Below are 3,552 nucleotides of genomic sequence, written 5' to 3' on the forward strand. Positions count from 1 at the left end.
CATGACTGGGGTGAAGTCGTAACAAGGTAGCCGTAGGGGAACCTGCGGCTGGATCACCTCCTTAATCGACGACATCAGCTGCTCCATAAGTTCCCACACGAATTGCTTGATTCATTGAAGAAGACGAAAGAGTTGCTCTAGTGGTCTGGAGGGTAACTGTCTTTTATGTAAAAGCTTAGAAATGAGCATTCCATCGGATGATGGTGAATGTTGATTTCTAGTCTTTGACTAGTTCGTTCTTTAAAAATTTGGGTATGTGATAGAAAGATAGACTGAACGTTACTTTCACTGGTAACGGCTCAGGCTAAGGTAAAATTTGTGAGTTAAATTGCGAATTTTCGGCGAATGTCGTCTTCACAGTATAACCAGATTGCTTGGGGTTATATGGTCAAGTGAAGAAGCGCATACGGTGGATGCCTTGGCAGTCAGAGGCGATGAAAGACGTGGTAGCCTGCGAAAAGCTTCGGGGAGTCGGCAAACAGACTTTGATCCGGAGATGTCTGAATGGGGGAACCCAGCCATCATAAGATGGTTATCTTAAGCTGAATACATAGGCTTAAGAGGCGAACCAGGGGAACTGAAACATCTAAGTACCCTGAGGAAAAGAAATCAACCGAGATTCCCTTAGTAGTGGCGAGCGAACGGGGACCAGCCCTTAAGTGGCTTTGAGATTAGCGGAACGCTCTGGAAAGTGCGGCCATAGTGGGTGATAGCCCTGTACGCGAAAATCTCTTGGTCATGAAATCGAGTAGGACGGAGCACGAGAAACTTTGTCTGAATATGGGGGGACCATCCTCCAAGGCTAAATACTACTGACTGACCGATAGTGAACTAGTACCGTGAGGGAAAGGCGAAAAGAACCCCGGAGAGGGGAGTGAAATAGATCCTGAAACCGTATGCGTACAAGCAGTGGGAGCCCACTTTGTTGGGTGACTGCGTACCTTTTGTATAATGGGTCAGCGACTTATTTTCAGTGGCGAGCTTAACCGAATAGGGGAGGCGTAGCGAAAGCGAGTCTTAATAGGGCGTCTAGTCGCTGGGAATAGACCCGAAACCGGGCGATCTATCCATGGGCAGGTTGAAGGTTGGGTAACACTAACTGGAGGACCGAACCGACTACCGTTGAAAAGTTAGCGGATGACCTGTGGATCGGAGTGAAAGGCTAATCAAGCTCGGAGATAGCTGGTTCTCCTCGAAAGCTATTTAGGTAGCGCCTCATGTATCACTGTAGGGGGTAGAGCACTGTTTCGGCTAGGGGGTCATCCCGACTTACCAAACCGATGCAAACTCCGAATACCTACAAGTGCCGAGCATGGGAGACACACGGCGGGTGCTAACGTCCGTCGTGAAAAGGGAAACAACCCAGACCGTCAGCTAAGGTCCCAAAGTTATGGTTAAGTGGGAAACGATGTGGGAAGGCTTAGACAGCTAGGAGGTTGGCTTAGAAGCAGCCACCCTTTAAAGAAAGCGTAATAGCTCACTAGTCGAGTCGGCCTGCGCGGAAGATGTAACGGGGCTCAAACCATACACCGAAGCTACGGGTATCACTTAGGTGATGCGGTAGAGGAGCGTTCTGTAAGCCTGTGAAGGTGAGTTGAGAAGCTTGCTGGAGGTATCAGAAGTGCGAATGCTGACATGAGTAACGACAATGGGTGTGAAAAACACCCACGCCGAAAGACCAAGGTTTCCTGCGCAACGTTAATCGACGCAGGGTTAGTCGGTCCCTAAGGCGAGGCTGAAAAGCGTAGTCGATGGAAAACAGGTTAATATTCCTGTACTTCTGGTTATTGCGATGGAGGGACGGAGAAGGCTAGGCCAGCTTGGCGTTGGTTGTCCAAGTTTAAGGTGGTAGGCTGGAATCTTAGGTAAATCCGGGATTCCAAGGCCGAGAGCTGATGACGAGTTACCCTTTGGGTGACGAAGTGGTTGATGCCATGCTTCCAAGAAAAGCTTCTAAGCTTCAGGTAACCAGGAACCGTACCCCAAACCGACACAGGTGGTTGGGTAGAGAATACCAAGGCGCTTGAGAGAACTCGGGTGAAGGAACTAGGCAAAATGGCACCGTAACTTCGGGAGAAGGTGCGCCGGTGAGGGTGAAGCATTTACTGCGTAAGCCCATGCCGGTCGAAGATACCAGGCCGCTGCGACTGTTTATTAAAAACACAGCACTCTGCAAACACGAAAGTGGACGTATAGGGTGTGACGCCTGCCCGGTGCCGGAAGGTTAATTGATGGGGTTAGCTAACGCGAAGCTCTTGATCGAAGCCCCGGTAAACGGCGGCCGTAACTATAACGGTCCTAAGGTAGCGAAATTCCTTGTCGGGTAAGTTCCGACCTGCACGAATGGCGTAACGATGGCGGCGCTGTCTCCACCCGAGACTCAGTGAAATTGAAATCGCTGTGAAGATGCAGTGTATCCGCGGCTAGACGGAAAGACCCCGTGAACCTTTACTATAGCTTTGCACTGGACTTTGAATTTGCTTGTGTAGGATAGGTGGGAGGCTTTGAAGCGTGGACGCCAGTTCGCGTGGAGCCAACCTTGAAATACCACCCTGGCAACTTTGAGGTTCTAACTCAGGTCCGTTATCCGGATCGAGGACAGTGTATGGTGGGTAGTTTGACTGGGGCGGTCTCCTCCTAAAGAGTAACGGAGGAGTACGAAGGTGCGCTCAGACCGGTCGGAAATCGGTCGTAGAGTATAAAGGCAAAAGCGCGCTTGACTGCGAGACAGACACGTCGAGCAGGTACGAAAGTAGGTCTTAGTGATCCGGTGGTTCTGTATGGAAGGGCCATCGCTCAACGGATAAAAGGTACTCCGGGGATAACAGGCTGATACCGCCCAAGAGTTCATATCGACGGCGGTGTTTGGCACCTCGATGTCGGCTCATCACATCCTGGGGCTGAAGCCGGTCCCAAGGGTATGGCTGTTCGCCATTTAAAGTGGTACGCGAGCTGGGTTTAGAACGTCGTGAGACAGTTCGGTCCCTATCTGCCGTGGACGTTTGAGATTTGAGAGGGGCTGCTCCTAGTACGAGAGGACCGGAGTGGACGAACCTCTGGTGTTCCGGTTGTCACGCCAGTGGCATTGCCGGGTAGCTATGTTCGGAATAGATAACCGCTGAAAGCATCTAAGCGGGAAACTAGCCTCAAGATGAGATCTCACTGGGACCTTGAGTCCCCTGAAGGGCCGTCGAAGACTACGACGTTGATAGGTTGGGTGTGTAAGCGCTGTGAGGCGTTGAGCTAACCAATACTAATTGCCCGTGAGGCTTGACCATATAACACCCAAGCAATTTGCTGACCTGAGAGGGCACCAGATTGCGGTGTGTGAAGACGATACAAGTCGAAAATTCGCAAACAACACACAAATCTATTGCATACCCATTCGCTGGAGCGTGAACCGAAAGGTAAACGACCTGGCTACCGAATTTCTTGACGACCATAGAGCATTGGAACCACCTGATCCCATCCCGAACTCAGCAGTGAAACGATGCATCGCCGATGGTAGTGTGGGGTTTCCCCATGTGAGAGTAGGTCATCGTCAAGATTAAA

General features: G+C 50.8%; 3 rRNA genes. All 3 read left to right on the forward strand.

Features of this window, described 5'->3' with window-relative positions:
- Window positions 1-64 (forward strand): 16S ribosomal RNA (locus tag KGB06_RS28835); the annotation flags it as partial.
- Window positions 65-386: 322 nt separating this feature from the next.
- Window positions 387-3,278, forward strand: a 23S ribosomal RNA gene (locus KGB06_RS28840).
- Window positions 3,279-3,431: 153 nt separating this feature from the next.
- Window positions 3,432-3,547 (forward strand): 5S ribosomal RNA (rrf, locus tag KGB06_RS28845).
- Window positions 3,548-3,552: the final 5 nt, after the last annotated feature.

Source organism: Pseudomonas sp. GL-B-19 (genome assembly GCF_019956415.1).
GTDB lineage: Bacteria > Pseudomonadota > Gammaproteobacteria > Pseudomonadales > Pseudomonadaceae > Aquipseudomonas.